Genomic DNA, 16040 nt, shown 5'->3' with positions numbered 1-16040 from the left:
AAATTGTATGCAGTATGCAAATTGCGGGTTGCGCACAGCGCCGGGGATGCCGATGATCGTTTCGAGGGAGCGTTTGATGCTCCCTGCGGCAACGGAGCGACTGTGATCGATGTCAGCCATGCGCAAGCGCCTCGGCATGATCACGCCGTCCTCCAACTCGGTGCTCGAGCCCGTCACCAGCGCCATGCTGGCGGGCACCCCCGGCGTCACCGCGCATTTCTCTCGCTTCCGCGTCACCCAGATCGCGCTCGATGCCGCCGCGCTGAGCCAGTTCGATGCCTCGGTGATGTTGCCGGCGGCAGATCTGCTGGCCGATGCCAAGGTCGACGCGATCGCCTGGAACGGAACGTCCGCAAGCTGGCTCGGCATCGGCCGCGACCGCAGCCTGTGCGAGGCGATCACGGCCCGCACAAATGTGCCGGCAACGACATCGACCCTGGCCTGCATCGATGCCGCCTGCGCGCTCGGCGCCAGGCGCGTCGGCCTGGTCTCGCCCTATACCGACGACGTGCAGCGGCGCATTGCCGACGTCTGGGCTGAGGAGGGGATCGCCCCGCATGCCGAGCGGCATCTCGGCTTGCGCGACAACTTTTCCTTTGGCGAAGTCGCGCCGTCGACGATCACGGATATGATCCGCGCCGTGGCGGCGGAGGGGACTGACGCGATCGTCATCCTCTGCACCAATCTCGATGGTGCGGCGCTTGCGGCCACGCTGGAGCGGGAGCTGGATATCGCCGTGCTCGATTCGGTCGCGGTGACGCTGTGGCGGACCCTCTGCCTCGCCGGCGGCGATGTGACGGCCCTTGCGCAATGGGGACGGATCTTCCAGACAATGCCAAATATCAGGTGACGGAGACATCAGTGACGCAGCTCGACCTCGCCATCCGCGGCGGCACCATCGTGACGGCCAGCGACGAGTTTCGCGCCGATATCGGAATTCGCGACGGCCGCATCGTCAGCATCGCCGATAGCATCGCGGGCGCAGCGCGCGAGATCGATGCGTCGGGCCTATTGGCGCTGCCGGGCGGCATCGACAGCCACGTCCATATTTCCCAGCCCTCGGGCCCCGACGTGGTGATGGCCGACGATTTTGCCTCGGCGACGCGCGCAGCCGCAGCCGGCGGCAACACCATGGTGCTGCCCTTTGCGCTGCAGGAGAAAGGCACCTCGCTGCGCAGCTGTGTCGAGAACTATCGCAAGCTCGCCGAAGGTGAGTGCTACATCGATACGGCCTTCCATCTCATCATCTCCGATCCGACTGCCGTGGTGCTCGGGCAGGAGCTGCCGGCGCTGGTCAAGGACGGCTACACCTCGTTCAAGGTGTTCATGACCTATGACGACCTCGTGCTCAGCGACAAGCAGCTGCTCGAAGTGTTCGAGGTCGCGCGCCGCGAGGAGGCGCTGGTCATGGTCCATTGCGAGGGCTACGACGCCATCCGTTTCCTGACCAGCAAGCTGGAGCGCGAAGGTCATATCGCGCCGTATTATCACGGCACCTCGCGGCCGCAGGCGGTCGAGCGCGAGGCGACGCACCGGGCCATCAGCCATGCCGAGGTGATCGGCGTTCCCATCATGATCGTGCACGTCTCCGGACGCGAGTCGATGGAGCAGGTACGCTGGGCGCAGCAGCGCGGTCTGCCCGTTCATGCCGAGACCTGCCCGCAATACATCACGCTGACGGCCGACGACATGAAGGGCCTCAACATGGACATTACGGGCGCGAAATACGTCTGCTCGCCGCCGCCGCGCGATGTCGAGAGCCAGAAGGCGATCTGGGAGGGCATTACGTCGGGCGTGTTCCAGACCTTCTCGTCCGATCACTGCCCGTTCCGCTACGATGATCCCAAGGGCAAGCTGACGCCGAACGCCCGTACCTCGTTCCGCTGGGTGCCGAACGGCATCCCCGGCGTCGAGACGCGGCTGCCGATCCTGTTCTCCGAAGGCGTCTCGAAGGGCCGCATCACCCTGCAGAAGTTCGTCGAGCTGACCGCGACCAACCACGCCCGCATCTACGGTCTCTATCCCCGGAAGGGTTCGATCGGCGTCGGCTTCGATGCCGACATCGTTCTCTGGGATCCCAAGTTGAAGAAGCCGATCCGGCAGGCCGATCTGCATCACGGCGCGGATTACACGCCCTGGGAAGGTTTCGAGGTTACGGGATGGCCGGTGACGACGATCGCGAGGGGAGAGGTGGTCTGCAGCGAGGGCCGGATCGTCGGCGCCAAAGGCGCAGGCCAGGTGCTGAGCCGGGGCAAGTCGAGCCTGATCTGATCCGGCTCGACACGCCGCCATCGCGCTTCAGAAGGTCGCGGCCATTGCAGCGAGACGTTGATGGGCCCGTTCGCGGGCGGCATCGATCGGCGCTTGCGGTCCCGTGGTTGGACCGATCAGGACGAAGCGGACATTGCTGATCCCGATGAAGCGCAGGATCTCCCGTAAGTAGGGCGTTGCCATGTCGATGCGGCCGCGGTTCATGCCGGTGGCAAAATCGCTGCCGCTGGCGATGATCACCAGCGTCGGCCGGTCCTTGAGCAGCGGTAGATATCCCTGCGACGGATCGAACCGGAAGGTGAGGCCGGGCTGGACAATGATGTCGAACCACTGCTTGAGCTTGTAGGGAAGGCCGAAGTTCCACATCGGGGTCGAGATCAGCACGCGATCGGCGAGCGAGAAGCGCAACGCCATTCGCTCGGCCTCGGCAAAGCTGTCGCGCTGCGCATCGGTGAAGACCTGAGCCTTCATGCGCGCGTATTTGGCCTCGACGATCGGACCTGTGAATTCCGGCATCCGTTCACGCCAGATGTCCACGACATCAATGTCCCAATCCGGCCGGGCCTGGCGGAAGCCATCGAGAAAGACCCGCGCGCCGGCCGTCGATTCGGCCTCGGCGCGCGGCGAGCAGGACAAGTGCAGGAGCTTTGCCACAGCTCATCCCAGCGCTCGGATCACGGCGTCGGCTCTGGTCACGACCGCGACGTTCTGCATGGCAAAGTTGATCGAGGCGTTGTGCCAGTCGGCATTCATGGTCGAGCAGCAATCCTCGGGCACGATCATGAAATAGCCCTTGTCGGCGCCGGTCCGCGCCGTGTGCTCGATCGACATGTTGGTCCAGGCGCCGGTATTGATGATCATGTCGCGACCGGTCGCTTTCAGGATCGTCTCCAGCCGCGTGCCTTCCCAGGCGCTCATCCGCATCTTCTCGACGACGAAATCGCCGGGCCGGGGCTCGAGGCCTGAAACGGGAGCCGCGCCCCAGCTTCCGCGCACCATCGCCTTGCTGTCGACGAGACCTTCGAACAGCGGAGCGTTCAGTGTGACGCCGGGCGCGCCGGGCTCGACCACGAACCAGACATGGATGATGGTGACGCCGCGGGCGCGTGCGGCTTCCGCCAGGCGCCGCACATTCTCCACGACATGCTGCTGCTTGGCATGACCCGGCGCGCCCGACTCGGCGAAAGCCCCGCCGTCCATGATGACGTCGTTCTGGAGATCCTGGATGATCATGGCGCAGCGTTGCGGATCGAGCCGCATCTCGCCCTCGCTCAGAATAGGCGCGGCTGGCGATGAGCTCGGGCTTGCTCCGCCGCCAGCGCGCCTGCCGCTCATATAGGGCTCATGGCGCGGGCCGACCCGGGTCGGGATCGCATACACCGAATGCGTCGAGGTGAGATAGAGCGTGCGGAAATCCGGCCCGCCCCAGGCGAGGTTGGCGACCAGTTCGGGCACGCGGACCTTGCCGAGCAGTTCGCCGCGCGGCGAATAGACCCAGACGCCGCCGGGGGCGGTGACCCAGACATTGCCGTGCTGATCGCATTTCATGCCGTCGGGCAAGCCAGGCTCGAGCTCGGACTTGATGCCGCTGGCGAACACGCGCGCATTGGACAGCGAGCCGTCGCTGTTGACGTCGAACACGCGGATCAGCGCTTGCACCGTGTCGTTGACATAAAGCAGCCTCTCGTCCGGCGAGAAGCATAGCCCGTTCGGCTGGTCGAACAGGCTGCGCTCGACCACGAGCTTCGGCTCGCCGCCCGGCACCACGCGATAGACGCCCTGGAAGCCGAGCTGGCGCGGCCGTTCGACGCCATAGACCGGCATGCGGCCATACCATGGATCGGAGAAATAGATCGCGCCGGATGAGTGCACGCAGACGTCGTTCGGGCTGTTGAGCTCCTGGCCGCCGAAATGCGAGGCCAGCACCTCGCGCCGTCCGTCCGGGCGTTCGCGGATCAGCGACGAGGTCGCGTGCTCGCAGACGATCAAATTGAGCTCGGCGTCATAGGTCATGCCGTTGCATTTGTTCGACGGGCGTTTGACCTCGACGACCCCGCGCCGCGCATCCCAGCGCCGCCGCACGTCGGCCGGCATGTCCGAGAACAGCAGATAATGATCGACCGGATGCCAGATCGGCCCTTCCGTGAAGTCGAAGCCGGTGCCGATCTGTGCGACCGGCGCATAGGGGTCGATCAGGGTTTCGAACTCGCTTCGCAACGTCACATGCGTCATCGGTCGATCCTCGACAACGTCAAGCCGGGAACCAGTTGCGCTCGGGCAGCGACTGCACGATCGGGCCAGGGACTTGATCGTGCAGACGCCCCACGACATTGCCGCCTTCGATCTTGGCGGGACGGTCGTGGACCGGGAGCAGGTAGCGCGAGCTGCTCAGCAGCTTTTTGATCGCCGCCTTTTCCGCGCGCTTGGTGGTGCCATGGTTGCCGGTGGTACGCGGCTCCCAATCGTGGATCTCATGGAAGGGCGTGACGATCTGGTCGTTGAAGTCGTAGATCACGTCGCCGCAGATGGTGGCGATGCCGTCGGCGGTCTCGACGATGATGTTCATCGAGCCCTCGGTGTGCGCGTTGGCGGCATCGCAATAGACGCCGGGCATCAGCTCGATCGGCCCGGTGATCTCGAGGTCCAGGAAGCGCAGCGCGCTCTTGGTATGCAGCCGGTCGATCAGGTGCTTGATGTCTGGCGCGGGATATTGCGGATGCATCAGGCCGGAGACGGAATATTCGAGCTCCTTGCGGTTGAGCACGACGGTCGTGTTCATCGGAAACAGGTCATCCTTGCCGGCATGGTCGATATGCAAATGCGTGTGGCAGACGAAGCGAACGTCGCCCATGCGAACGCCGTGGCGCGCGAGCTGGTTCTCGATCATGTTCTCATGATACTGGAGCCCGCGCATGCCCAGCGTCTCCATGATCTGGTTGGAGCGATAGCCGGTGTCGACGACAACAGGATATTTGCCGCCGAGGATCAAAAAGCCGAGCGTGAGGACGCGGCGGGTGCGGCCGCAGTCGCGGCCGAGCACCAGGAAGCTCGATTCCAGCTCGATATCGCCGTAGTCCAGGATCTTGATCTCCAGCGCCATTCGTTTCCCTCCCGTCTCGTTTCTTGTCTGTCAAAGCCGATAGACGCGCGTCGCCGTCGTCCTGAAGATCGCATCCTGCTGCTCCGCACTGAACGGGGCGGCGGCGGCGCGAAAGGCTGCGACGAGCTCGCGATAACTGGTCCACAATTTCTCGATCGGAAAATTGGAGCCGAACAGGCAGCGCTCGGCGCCGAAGATCGCGACGGTATCGGTGAGCACGGCGGCGATATGCGCGGGATCGTTGCGATGGATGAAGGTGCCGAGCCCGGACAGTTTCGAGACCACGTTCGGACAACTCGCGAGCCGGGCCATCCCGGCGCGCCAGGCTGCCCGTCCAGCCGGCGAGAGATCCTCGAGCATGCCGGCATGCTGGAGGATGAAGGTCACGCCGGGACAGGATTCGGCCAGCTGCGCAGCATCCGGCATCTGCGGCGTGAACACCTGCAAATCGAAGCTCCAGCCGTAATCGGAAAGACGTGCGACATTGCGACGGATCGTCGGGTCGGTGCAGAGATCCGGACGCGCTGCGAAGCGATAGAGCGGGTTCTCGTGCCAATGCAGCTGCATGCGCACCCCGCGCAGCAGAGGATAGCGCTTGAGGCGGTCGAGCTGCGGGCGGACGTCCTCGGCCGCAAAATTGGCGTAGGCAACGATGGCGTGCGGCCAGCCATGTTCGTCGGAGGTACGCTGTACCCACGCTGCTTCCTCCTCAAAATGCTCGGGCGCCCAATTGGTCTGCACATAGACGGAACGGGTGACGTCGCTGTCCTTGAGATCGTCGAGATATTCCTGGATCGGATAATCGCGCCGGATCGGCTCGTACGGTCCGAAGATGCGGGGCTGCATGGGGCCGGTCAGCCAGGGCAGGTCGGCCTGCCGCCAGATGTGATGATGGCCGTCGACAATATCGTTCACGCAGCTCTCCTTCCCAGTGCCAGGACGTGGGCGACGATCGATGCGCTCGACCCGCCGTCCACGAGATCGTCGACGAAGCGTTCGATCGCGACCAGCGCTTCTGTCTGCGGACGGAACGCGGGGCCTGTCGCGAGCGGCGTCAGCCAGCTCAGGCGCCAGGCCCGCCGCGATAGTTTCGCGACAGCGTCGCGAAGGACGTCCGGCTCTCCACGCTCGAGCCCGTCGGAGATGATGATCACAGCGGCGCCGCGGGCGTAGCCGCCGAACCGCGGGACCGCCAGGAACGCTTGCAGCGCGTCGCCGATCCGGGTGCCGCCGTCCCAGTCGCTGACCAGATGTGCCGCGGCGCTCAGCGCCAGCTCGCGCCGTTTCAGACGCAGTGCACGCGTGACACGGGTCAGCCGCGTGCCGAAGGTGAAGACCTCGACATTGGGCGCGGCCTGCACCAGCGCATGCGCAAGCTTCATATTCTCCTCGGTGCGGCTTTTCATCGAGCCGGAGACGTCGATCAGCAGCAACACCTTGCGCGGCCGTTGCCGCCGCTTCATGTGGCCGAGCCGCAGGATCTCGCCGTCGCTGCGGACAGAGTCGCGTAAGGTGCGGCGGAGGTCGGCAAAGGGGCCGCGGCGCGCCCGCATGCGGCGGTGCCCGCGCCGCCGCGGCAGGCGCCGCGGGGCCTCGCGCGCCAGCCGTCGGAGCGCATCGGTCGTGGAGAGCTGCGCGAAGCGGCGCTCGACCAGCGCCTCGGTGCGCGATGCAGTCAGGCCGGACTCGTTGGCCTCGTCGGAGAGCAGGGGCTCCTCGTCGCCGCGACCTTCCTCCTGCAGACGGACGGTCTCGTCGTCCTCGCCGTCTGCGGCATGCTCGATCGCCTCGCTGCCGCGGAAATGCAGGTCGAACAGCCGATCGAAGGTGGCGCGGCGCTCGGGCGGAGGGGCGAGGGTGGCGAGCGCAGATTGCTTGATGTCCTCAAGCTTGCGCGGTCCGAGCAGCGCAATCGCGGCGAGGAACGCGGTGGTCTGCTCCGGCGCGACGGCGAAGCCGTTGGCGCGCAGCAGGGCGACGAAGGAAACAAAGGTGCGGGCAGCGCGCGGGAGCTGCGGCTCGATGCTCATGCGGTCGCCTCCGCGAGCATGGCATCGAGCCGCGGCGCGATGAAGTGCAGGTCCTCTTCGTCCTTCAGCGCGACGCCGATCGAGCGTTTGAAGGCATCAGGCCAGCGCGCGCCGCCCTTGTTGAGGAGGGTCGCGGCCTCGGCCCAGTCGACGGCTTCGGCGATCCCGGGGGCCTTGCTCAGCGGTTCACGCCGCAATCTCTCGACGGCCGCGACGACGGCGCGGGCCGTGGTTTCGGCGACGCTGGAGGCGCGCATCATGATGATGCGTGCCTCGCGCTCCGCCGTCGGATAATCGATCCAGTGATAGACGCAGCGGCGGCGCAAGGCTTCGTGCAGATCGCGGGTCCGGTTCGAGGTGAGCACGACCACCGGCCGCTCGGCCGCGCGGACCGTGCCGCGCTCGGGAATCGAGATCTGGAAGTCGGAGAGGAATTCGAGCAGGAAGGCCTCGAACTCCTGGTCGGCGCGGTCGATTTCATCGATCAGGAGCACGGTGGAATCAGGTGCGCGCAGCGCCGCCAGCATCGGCCGCTCGATCAAGAACGTCTCGCCATAGATGTCGATGCTCTCGTCGCCGGCCTGACGGATCGCCAGCATCTGGCGTGGATAGTTCCACTCATAGAGCGCGGCAGAGGCGTCGATGCCCTCGTAGCATTGCAGGCGGATCAGGCGGCGGCCGAGCACGGCGGCGATGGCTTTGGCCGCCTCCGTCTTGCCGACGCCGGGCGCGCCTTCGAGCAGCAGCGGCTTGCCGAGCGCGAGGCCGAGATAGGCGGCGGTCGCGAGCCCTTCGTCGGCGAGATAATAGGCCGCCCGCAGCGCCCGCTCCAGCGCCTCCGGGCTGTCGATGCCGACGATGTTGCTGCGAACCGCCACGGCCGATCCTCTAACGCCGCGCCTGCGGCCGCGCGCCGCCCTGCGCCTTGATCGCCCGCAGCACCTTTTCCGGCGTGATCGGCAGGTCGTCGATGCGAACGCCCACCGCGTTGAAGATCGCATTCGCCACCGCGGGCAGCACCGGATTGGCGCACATCTCGCCAGGGCCTTTTCCCCCGAACGGACCGTCAGGGGCGGGGCGCTCCAGCACGGCGATATCATGCGGACAGATGTCGCCGGGACCGGGCATCAGATATTCGACGAAGTCGCGGGGCCCGTGGACAGGATCGGGATAGTACGGCTCCGGCGTCTCGTAGAGGGCGTGGCTGACGCCCATCCAGGCGCCGCCGACCAGCTGCTGCTCGACGAGGCGCGGGTTGAGCGCACGGCCGAGCTCGTAAGCCGAGTCCATCCGGACCATCGCGACCTCGCCGGTCTCATCGTCCACCTCGACCTCCGCGACCAGGCAGGCGTGTGCGTAGCAGGTCGCCGGCGACATCTCGCCGGTTTCAGGATCGACATCCGACAGCGGCACGAGAAAGATGCCGCGGCCCGAGATGGTCTTGCCCTGCTTGAACTGCGCGGCAATGGCCACGTCCTTTGTCGAGATCGAGCGGTGCGGGGCGCCCTTGACGTGGATGTTGCCGCGACCGTCGGTTTCGAGATCGGCGGCGTTGACCTCGAGCTCCTCGGCGGCGGCCTCCATCATCACGCCGCGCGCCTCGCGGGCTGCGGCCATCACGGCATTGCCGACGCGATGGGTGCCGCGCGAGGCGAACGAGCCCATGCAGTGCGGGCCGGTATCGGAATCCGCGGTGTCGACATAGACGTCCTCGACCGGCACGCCAAGCGTCTCCGCGCAGATCTGCCGCGTCACAGATTTCATGCCCTGGCCAAGGTCGATCGACGACAGCGCCACGGTGAACTTGCCGCTCGGGTTGGAATGCACCAGCGCCTGGCTCGGATCGCCGCCGAGATTCATGCCGATGGGGTAGTTGATCGACGCCATGCCGCGTCCACGATGCCGGGTCATCTCAGCGTCTCCTGGTGCCGAACACGGAGGAGAATCGGGTCGCGCCGTGCGATGGCGCGGCCGGGCGGGGCGGGGGAGGTGGCGGCGCCGGCGGAGGTGGTTCGCGCGGCGGCTCTCTTGTCGCCGTCACCGGCGCGCGGTCGTAGGTCGTGCGCTGCTGCGCCGGCGCAGCGGGCCGGCTGCGCGAATCCGTCGGTGTTGGCGGGATCACGGCGCGGCTGCCGCCGCCGTCCTTGCGCGAGGAGGCGCGCCTGAACTCGTCGCGGATCGGCCATTTGGCCTTCTCGGCGGCAACCTGGACGCACTCGATCAGCGCGGTGTTCTTGGCCTCGCGCCGGTGCGCCTTCATGTCGCCGTCGCGATAGGCGTTCAGGATCCGGAACTCCATCGGGTCCATGCCGACGAGGTTTGCGAGCTTGTCCATCTGGCATTCGATGGCAAAGTCCATCGCAGTGACGCCGAAGCCGCGCATGGCGGTCGCCGGCGTGCGGTTCGTGAAGACGCAATAGACGTCGCCATAGACATTCGGGATAGTGTAGGGACCCGGCAGATGCGCGGCGCATTTCACCGCGGCATAGCTCGACAGCCGCGTATAGGCGCCGCTGTCGAAATAGGCGCGGATCTTGCGCGCGACGATGCGGCCGTCGCGCATCACGCCGTCCTTGATGTAGATGCGCTCGGCGCCGCGCGGCGGGCCGTATTGCATCTCCTCCTCGCGGCCGAACACGTAGCGGACGGGGCGCCCCGTCAACATGGCGCCGAGGATCGCGAGCGGCTCGGTCAAGGTGTCGACCTTGCCGCCAAAGCCGCCGCCGACGGTGCCGCCGATGAAGTGGAAGGTGTTGGAGGGCACGTCGAGGATCTTGGCGCAGGTGTCGACCGAGAAGAACAGTGCCTGCGTCGAGGTATAGACGACGTAGCGGCCGTTGGTATCGGGCGCGGCGATCGCGCCGTTGGTCTCGGTCGGCGCGTGCTCGATCGGCGACATCTGGTAGCGCTGCTCGAGCACGTGGTCGGCGGTTGCGAGCGCGGCATCGGCATCGCCAAAGCGCAGGCGCTGGTGGTCGTAGACGTCATGATAGATGAAGGCGTTCTTCGGATAGGTCTCGTTGACGACGGGCGCACCCGGCTTCAGCGCATCCTCGACGTCGAACACGGCCGGCAGCGGCTCGTAATCGATCCTGACTTTTGCGATCGCCTCGAACGCCTCGCGCTCGCTGTCGGCGACGATAGCGAGGATCGGTTCGCCCTTGTAGCGGACCTTGTCGACCGCCAGCGACGGCTCGTCGTCCTTGCCGAAGTTGATCAGGCTGAGCAGCGTGTTGAGGTTGCGTGGCACGTCCGCGCCACGGATGATCCGGCGCACGCCGGCCGAGCGCTCGGCCTCGGTGGTATCGATGCGGCGCAGCCTTGCATGGGCCTGGGTCGAACGAACGACCTTCAGGTGCAGCATGCCCTGCAGCTTGTGGTCGTTGAAATAGCTGGACGTGCCCGTGATGTGGCCGAGCATGTCCTGCCGCTGCGTACCCTTGCCGATTTCCTTCAAATTATCGTCACGCTCGTCGGCGAAGATGTCCTTGCGCAGTTCCAGCATGGTCTGACCTCAGGCGCTGGCCCGGCCGCCTGCGGCGGCGAGGATGGCATTGATGATGGGCTCGTAGCCGGTGCAACGGCAGATATTGCCGGAGATCGCCTCGATGACGTCGGCCCGACTCGGGGCGGGATTGCGGTCGAGCAGCGCCTTTGCAGCCATCAGCATGCCCGGCGTGCAATAGCCGCACTGGGCGGCGAAATTGTCGGCAAAGGCGCGCTGCAGCGGATGCAGGTTCGGGCCTTGCTTCATGCCGTCGAGCGTCTCGACCGAGCGGCCCGCGACGGTCTCGGCGAGCGTCAGGCAGGAGAGGTGAAGCTCGCCATCGATCAGCACGCTGCATGTGCCGCAGCCACCCTGGCCGCAGCCGAATTTCGGCGTCATGTCGCCGATCAGCTCGCGCAGCGCGACGAGCAGGTTGGTGCCGCCGTCGACGAAGATTGCGACGTCGCGGCCGTTGTGGCGAAACTGCAGGGGGATTTTTGTCATGGCGAGCTATTCCTGTCCCGACAGCAGGCGCCGCAAATGCACACCGACGATCTCGCGGCGATACCAGGCGCTGCCGAGCGCGTTGTCTGAGGGCGATGTTCCTTCTGTGGCGGCAGAGGCCGCAGCAGCGATGGTCGCCGCATCCAGCGAGCGGCCCTCCAGCGCGCGCTCGGCGGCGCGAGCGCGGATCTGGGTCGGCGCCATCGAGCCCAGCGCAATCCGCGCACCCGCGATCCGTCCGCCGCTGACCGGCAGATGCGCGGCGAGCGTGATCACCGAGCCGCCCTTCGGCTTGATGCGCGCGATCTTGCGATAACGAAACGCCTCGCTGCTGGCCGGCCGCGTGCACGACACCGACAGCACCAACGTCCCGGCCTGGCGCTCACGCCCCTGCAGAAACTCCTCGATCGGAATATCGCGCGAGCCGAAGCCGCCTTGAACCGCAATGGTGGCGTCGAGCGCCAGCAGCGCCACGGTGAAATCGCCGTAAGGGTTCGGCGCGAACAGATTGCCGCCGACGGTGCCCATGTTGCGCACGGCGGGACCGCCGATCGAGCGGGCAGGGGCATGCAGGAAGGCGAGGTCGCGCTCGGCTAGCACGCGCGCGAAGGTGACGCCGGCGCCCAAGGTGATGCGCGGACCGGAGGCGTCGATCCGGGTCAGCGCCTGGTCCTGAGCCCGCACGATCGTCGAGATCGAGACGTCGCCTTCGTTCAGCGCGCGCATCACCAGCGTGCCGCCGCCGAGATAGCGCGCGCTCCGGTCCGACGACAGCGCGCCAGCCGCCTCGCTCGCATTCGTAAAGGTCTTTACCGTCACGGCCATGGCTTAAGCGGCCTCCTTCAGATGGCGGCGGATCGCTTCGAATCCGGCCTGATAGATGTCTTCGGCCACCATGTGGCTGACGCGGTCCTTGTCCTCCGGCTTCGTCGTGAACCGCGACTCCCAGTGCCAGAAGGTGCGGTCGCCGTCGGTGACCGGCAGCAGCCGGACATGGGCGACGTAGTTGAACATCGGGACCGGCGTATCGAGCAGGCAATAGCTGAAGGTCTGCTCGAGGTCGGACAGCGCCAGCAGCTGCTCGCGCAGCTCCGAGCCGTCCTTCAGCTTGAACCGCCTGACGCAGCCGATCTTGTCGGCGGTCTGCGCGCGTTCGATGGAGGAGGTCGCAACTGCCGGGTGCCAGCGGTCGTGCCCGTTGAAATCGCGCAGCACGTCCCACACCGCGTCCGTCGGTGCGTTCAGGATCGTGCTCTTGACGATATGCGGCACGGCTAGCCTCCGAACACGCGCTTCAGGGCGTCGAAGCCGCCCTGGAACACGCCGCCGCCGATGTTGTTGACGAGCTCGGTCTCCCGTTCCGGCGCGCAGTCGAATTCCGCGGTCCATTCCATGAACGTCTGGTCGCCGTCGGTGACGGGCGTCAGGCGCAGGGTGGCGACGTAGTTCTCGACGCCCATCGGCGATTCCAGGATCGAGTAGGTGCAGAACATGTCGTAATCGGAGAGGCCGAGCAGCTTCTCGCGGATGCGGTCGCCATTGCGCAGGCGGAAATCCCTGACACAGCCGATCTTGTCGGAGGGCTCGCCGCCCTCGATCCGGCTTTCGGCGATGGCCGGATGCCAGTTCGGCAGGCCATTGAAATCGCGCACCCGCGCCCAGACGCGGTCGTTGCGGGCGTTGACGACGGTGGAGACGTAGACGCGGGCCATCGCTCAAACCTCAGCTCTTCTTCCGCGGCCCGCGCTCGGCCGGCGGCTCGCCGCCCTCGGTCGCAGGCGGAGCGGCCGCCGGCTTGTCGCCGCCGCCACCACCTCCGCCGCCACCCTTGCGCGCGGCCTCCTTGATGCCCTGCATGTCGCGGGCCTCGCGGATCAGCCCCGGCATCTTGGCCAGGCTGCCGCCTTCGACGCCGATGTCCGACAGTATCGAGTCGATCAGCGGCGCCTGGACTCGGTAGCGTAGCGCCGAGTCGATCACCTCGTCGGTGGCGCTGCGGCCGCCATTGCCGTTGCCGTGGCCGTTGCCGTTGAGGCCGTCGACCTGGAGGATGCGGATGCCTTCGATCTTCTCCATCGGCTTGACGCTCTCGCGCACGATGCCCTCGATGCGGTCGAGCAGCTTTCTGCGGAACAGCGAATAGCGTGCCTGGTCGGTCAGCACGTTCTCGGCTTCGTTCAGCATGCGTTGCGCTTCGGCTTCGACCGCGGCGCGCACGCGCTCGGCTTCGGCGGCGATGCGGGTCTCTTCGGCCTGCTTCTCCGCCAGCAGAACCTCGACGGTCTTGCGCCGTTTGGCGATCTCGCTCTCGCGGGCGGTGACGACGCGCTCGGCGGCTTCGGTCGCCCGGATCCGCGCCTCCTCGGCGGCTGCGCGCGCGGCCGACTCCTCCAGCGACTTCTGATGGATCGCGATCGCCTTCTCCATCAGCACCGTCTCGACGTCCTTCTCACGATTGACCTCGAGCTTGCGCAGCTCGCGCTCGCGGCCGATGCGGGCCTCGTCGAGGCCGCGGTCGGAGGCGATGCGGGCACGCTCGACTTCCTCGCGCGCAGCAATCTCGGCCTCCTGGAGCGACTGGACGCGGGCGACCTCGAGCTGCTCGATCGCGCGGCGCCGCTCGATGCGCGCGGCCTCCAGCGCCTGCTCGCGCGAAACGTCGGTGGTCTCGACCTCCTTGCGCGCCACGATCTCGGCCTGCCGGACCTGGCGGTCGGCGTCGATCCGCTCGGACTTCTTGGTCGACAGCGCGATGACGCGGTCCTCGTCCGCGATCTCGATCGCCTTCTTCTGCTCGATGTTGAGCACTTCGCGCTTCTTGGAGGAATTGATGCGCTCGGCTTCGAGCGCCAGGTCGACCGTGATGCGCTGCCGCTCGATGGCGTCGCGCCGCTTCAGCTCGGCCGCCTCGAGGACGCCGGTCCGCTCGATTTCGAGCGCGCGCGTCTCCCGTTCGGCCTGGATGCGCTCGGCCGCAACCGCCTTTTCCTGGGCGATGCGGGCCGCCTCGATCGCCTCGCGCGAGGCGATGTCAGCTTCCTCGACGGCGCGGTTGCGGGCGATCTCCAGGGAGCGCACGCGCTCCTCCTGCGCGATGCGCGAGGCTTCCGTGGTCTCGCGCGCCGCAATGCCGGCGACATCGAGCGCCTGGTTGCGCTCGATCTCCAGCTGCCGCGTGCTCTGCTCGGCGGTGATGCGCTCGGCGGCGAGCGTCCGCTCTCGGGCGATGCGGGCGGCCTCGACCGCGCGCTGTGCCTCGATCTCGGCCTCCTGGATGGTCCGCACCTGCTGGATCTCCAGCGCGCGGGTGCGCTCGTCGGACGAGATGCGCTCGACATTGACGATCAGCGTCTGGGCGATGCGCGCCTTTTCGGTGGCCTCGCGTGCGGCAATCTCGGCCTCGTCGACCGCGCGCGTCCGCTCGATCTCGCGGCGCCGCGTCTCTTCCTCGTTCGCGATGCGGGCGTCGGTGACGACGCGGTCCTGCTGGATGCGGGCCTTTTCGATGGCCTCGCGAGCGGCGATCTCGGCTTCCTCGACCGTGCGCATCCGCTCGATCTCGCGCTGGCGCACTTCGCGTTCGGAGGCGATGCGGGTGGTGTCGATCGAGCGCTGGTTGGCGATCCGGGTCTTCTCGATCTCCTCGCGCGCCAGCAGCTCCTTTTCCTCGATGGTGCGGGTTCGCTCGATCTCTTTCTGGCGGGTCTCGCGCTCGGAGGCGATGCGGGCCTCGGCGATCGCCTGCTCATTGGCGATGCGGGCGCGCTCGATGGCCTCGCGGGCGGAAATCTGCGCCTGTTCGGCCTCGGTCTCGCGCAGGGCCCGCTCTCGCGCGACTTCGGTGCGCTGAAGCGCGCGGCGCATCTCGATGTCGCGTTCCTGCTCCAGGCGCGCGGTCTCGCTCTCGCGCTCGATCTCGAGCGCCTGCCGCTCGGCTTCGAGGTTGCGGGAGCGGATCTTGATCATCGAATCTTGCTCGATGTCGTTGCGCAGCTTCCGCCTGGCCTCGATGTCCTCCATCAAGCGGGTCAGGCCTTCGGCGTCGAACCGGTTCGAGGGGTTGAAGAATTCGAGGTCAGTCTGGTCAAGATCGGTGATCGCGACCGATTCCAGCTCGAGGCCGTTCTGGGCGAGGGCTTCCGCCGCTTCGGTCTTGACCCGCGCGACGTAGTCGCCGCGACGCTCGTGCATTTCCTCCATGGTCATCTCGGAGGCGACCGAGCGGATCGCGGAGATGAACTTGCCGGCCAGCAGTGCGTGGAGCTGCCCGGGTTCCAGGGTGCGGCGGCCGAGTGTCGCCGCGGCAATCGAGACGGCCTCCCGGGTCGGCTGCACGCGGACGTAGAAGTCGGCCTCGATGTCGACGCGCATGCGGTCGCGGGTGATCACGGCATCCTGCTTCGAACGCACGATGCCCATCGGCAGCACGTTCATGTTGACGGGCGTGTAGTCGTGGATGAACGGCAGCACGAAGGCGCCGCCATTGATCACCACGCGTTCGCCGAGGAAGCCGGTGCGGACGAACGAGGTCTCCTTGGAGGAGCGGTGGTAGAGCCAGTTCACGATATAGACGCCAACCACGATCACGATGATCGCGACGATCAGCCAGAGGATCAATTCACCGACCAACATCCCTGACATCTTTCCC

At 66.7% G+C, this 16040-nt stretch carries 15 protein-coding genes; 2 read left to right on the top strand and 13 right to left on the bottom strand.

The annotated features are described in order from the left end of the window. The first annotated feature begins 109 nt into the window (after positions 1 to 109). Both I6F16_RS04510 and hydA read left to right on the top strand, forming a co-directional pair. Entirely contained in the window at positions 110 to 850 is a 741-nt protein-coding gene (locus I6F16_RS04510) for an aspartate/glutamate racemase family protein (RefSeq protein WP_036023749.1), read from the top strand. Then, positions 811 to 2271: a dihydropyrimidinase gene (gene hydA / locus I6F16_RS04505; RefSeq protein ID WP_225114770.1), complete on the top strand. Its 1461-nt coding sequence runs from the start codon at positions 811 to 813 to the stop codon at positions 2269 to 2271. The genes I6F16_RS04510 and hydA overlap by 40 nt, the downstream gene beginning before the upstream one ends. Positions 2272 to 2298: 27 nt before the next feature. Here hydA and I6F16_RS04500 read toward each other — a convergent pair whose 3' ends face one another. Genes I6F16_RS04500 through I6F16_RS04440 form a run of 13 tightly spaced genes read right to left on the bottom strand, consistent with a single transcriptional unit; the run spans position 2299 to position 16033 of the window. Continuing rightward, complete coding sequence (locus I6F16_RS04500) at positions 2299 to 2925, bottom strand: NAD(P)H-dependent oxidoreductase (protein WP_036023751.1); 627 nt, start codon at positions 2923 to 2925, stop codon at positions 2299 to 2301. A 3-nt stretch (positions 2926 to 2928) separates the two neighbouring features. After that, positions 2929 to 4503 carry an isochorismatase family protein gene (locus I6F16_RS04495; protein ID WP_225114771.1) on the bottom strand — a complete coding sequence of 525 codons (1575 nt, stop codon included), beginning with the start codon at positions 4501 to 4503 and terminating at the stop codon, positions 2929 to 2931. A 19-nt stretch (positions 4504 to 4522) separates the two neighbouring features. After that, positions 4523 to 5371, bottom strand: a complete 849-nt coding sequence (locus I6F16_RS04490) for an MBL fold metallo-hydrolase (RefSeq protein ID WP_036023756.1) — start codon at positions 5369 to 5371, stop codon at positions 4523 to 4525. A 30-nt stretch (positions 5372 to 5401) separates the two neighbouring features. Then, positions 5402 to 6286 (bottom strand): amidohydrolase family protein, encoded by an 885-nt coding sequence (locus I6F16_RS04485; protein ID WP_225114772.1) that lies wholly within the window; start codon positions 6284 to 6286, stop codon positions 5402 to 5404. Then, positions 6283 to 7401, bottom strand: coding sequence for a VWA domain-containing protein (locus tag I6F16_RS04480; protein ID WP_225114773.1), 1119 nt, complete (start codon positions 7399 to 7401; stop codon positions 6283 to 6285). The genes I6F16_RS04485 and I6F16_RS04480 overlap by 4 nt, the downstream gene beginning before the upstream one ends. Beyond that, a complete protein-coding gene (locus tag I6F16_RS04475; RefSeq protein ID WP_109144209.1) occupies positions 7398 to 8279 on the bottom strand; it encodes a MoxR family ATPase in 882 nt (293 codons plus the stop codon). Before I6F16_RS04475 ends, I6F16_RS04480 begins: the two co-directional genes overlap by 4 nt. Positions 8280 to 8289: 10 nt before the next feature. Continuing rightward, entirely contained in the window at positions 8290 to 9312 is a 1023-nt protein-coding gene (locus I6F16_RS04470; RefSeq protein ID WP_036023767.1) for a molybdopterin cofactor-binding domain-containing protein, read from the bottom strand. Position 9313: 1 nt separating this feature from the next. Next, positions 9314 to 10906 carry a molybdopterin cofactor-binding domain-containing protein gene (locus I6F16_RS04465; protein WP_109144207.1) on the bottom strand — a complete coding sequence of 531 codons (1593 nt, stop codon included), beginning with the start codon at positions 10904 to 10906 and terminating at the stop codon, positions 9314 to 9316. Between the two features lie 9 nt (positions 10907 to 10915). Beyond that, a complete protein-coding gene (locus I6F16_RS04460; protein ID WP_036023772.1) occupies positions 10916 to 11392 on the bottom strand; it encodes a (2Fe-2S)-binding protein in 477 nt (158 codons plus the stop codon). A 6-nt stretch (positions 11393 to 11398) separates the two neighbouring features. Then, a complete protein-coding gene (locus tag I6F16_RS04455) occupies positions 11399 to 12217 on the bottom strand; it encodes an FAD binding domain-containing protein (protein WP_025035418.1) in 819 nt (272 codons plus the stop codon). Between the two features lie 3 nt (positions 12218 to 12220). Continuing rightward, the gene (locus I6F16_RS04450) at positions 12221 to 12664 is read right to left on the bottom strand and encodes an SRPBCC family protein (RefSeq protein ID WP_225115173.1); all 444 of its coding nucleotides are present in this window, start codon (positions 12662 to 12664) and stop codon (positions 12221 to 12223) included. Between the two features lie 2 nt (positions 12665 to 12666). Further along, positions 12667 to 13104: an SRPBCC family protein gene (locus I6F16_RS04445; RefSeq protein WP_011086163.1), complete on the bottom strand. Its 438-nt coding sequence runs from the start codon at positions 13102 to 13104 to the stop codon at positions 12667 to 12669. A 10-nt stretch (positions 13105 to 13114) separates the two neighbouring features. Next, positions 13115 to 16033, bottom strand: coding sequence for a flotillin family protein (locus I6F16_RS04440; RefSeq protein ID WP_225173462.1), 2919 nt, complete (start codon positions 16031 to 16033; stop codon positions 13115 to 13117). Positions 16034 to 16040: the final 7 nt, after the last annotated feature.

The sequence above is a fragment of the Bradyrhizobium sp. IC4060 genome, assembly GCF_020193715.1.
Lineage (GTDB): Bacteria > Pseudomonadota > Alphaproteobacteria > Rhizobiales > Xanthobacteraceae > Bradyrhizobium > Bradyrhizobium yuanmingense.
This window is presented reverse-complemented; position numbering and strand designations above follow the sequence as displayed.